Annotated in this window: 2 protein-coding genes; one reads left to right on the top strand and one right to left on the bottom strand. The window is 43.6% G+C overall.

All coding sequences use genetic code 11. From position 1 onward, the window contains the following. The coding region (locus tag Q0314_RS11005; protein WP_298059010.1) for an FkbM family methyltransferase at positions 1-467 on the top strand (467 nt) is incomplete at its 5' end. A 58-nt stretch (positions 468-525) separates the two neighbouring features. On the opposite strand, the gene Q0314_RS11000 is transcribed toward Q0314_RS11005, so the two are convergent. Continuing rightward, positions 526-1175, bottom strand: a 650-nt coding sequence (locus Q0314_RS11000) for a fatty acid--CoA ligase family protein (RefSeq protein ID WP_298059008.1), incomplete at its 5' end; no start/stop codon positions are given.

Below are 1175 nucleotides of genomic sequence, written 5' to 3'. Positions count from 1 at the left end.
AGCATATTTATAGCTTTGAGCCCGACGAGCGAAATTTTAAAATTTTAAGCGAATTCGTAAGCAAACTGCCGCAAGAAATAAAAGAAAAAATCACCCCGATAAAGGCCGGCGTCCATCACGAAAATGCGACTTTTTATATGCAAGGCGAGGGTTTGGGAGCGACTTTAAGCGCCGAAATTTCGGAGCAAAAGATCGACGTAGCCGCGATTAGCGACGCTATAAACCATATCCCGACCTTTATCAAAATGGACGTGCAGACGTTTGAAACGTACGCGTTGCTAGGCGCGATGGATGATATAATAAGCCATAAACCAAAGCTTGCCATTTGCATTTATCATAAATTTAGCGACTTATGGGATATACCGCTGCTTTTAAAGCTATGGATACCGGACTGCAAGCTTTTTATGCGCCACTACGAATGCACGCAGGAAGAAACGGTGATTTACGCCTTGCCCGAAGCGAAGTAAATTTAGCCTGGCAGCGCTGCGTCGTTTAAAATTCTAGCTAGGCAAACGCCAAATTTGCTTAGCTTTTCGTTCTTATTTTCTTAAATCTTTGTGTAAATTCGGTCTTTTGCACGACGTTTACTTTAACGGGGATTTTAAAACTATCTAGTTTATCTTTGCAAAATTTTCTAACTAAAATTTTGATACCGTTCGCATCGACGCCCGGCTTTAAAACTACGTCGCAGCAGACGCTTTGATTCGTGATAGCGTTTTTTTCCGCGTAAACTAGGCAGTCTTGTATCTCTTTCATCTCAAGCAGCACCGACTCCACCTCGCACGGAAGCACCTTTTGTCCGCCCACATTTATGATCTCTTTGCTTCTACCGATGATTTTTATAAAGCCGTCCTCGCTTTGCTGCGCTAAGTCGCCCGTTTTAAACCAGCCGTCATCGGTAAAGCTATCCATTTCCGCATTTAGATAGCCTAAAATTCGCGTTTTGCTTTTTAGCCACAGCTCGCCGTCTACGATTTTATACTCCAAATTTTCATCGTCTATTTTCATAAAGGTAGAATCGGACGATTTTGACGACGTAGCCGCGATGCCGGTCTCGCTGGTGCCGAAAGTCTGCAAAAATTTAACTTTGGCAAACGCCGATTTTAGCCTATTTAAAAGCCCCTCCGGCATCGTCTCCGTGCCGTAAGTTATCATCCTTAGCGAGCTTAGATCGT

This window comes from uncultured Campylobacter sp., assembly GCF_938040115.1.
Lineage (GTDB): Bacteria > Campylobacterota > Campylobacteria > Campylobacterales > Campylobacteraceae > Campylobacter_A.
Note: the sequence above shows the minus strand (reverse complement) of the source record. Positions and strands in the feature narration are given on the sequence as shown.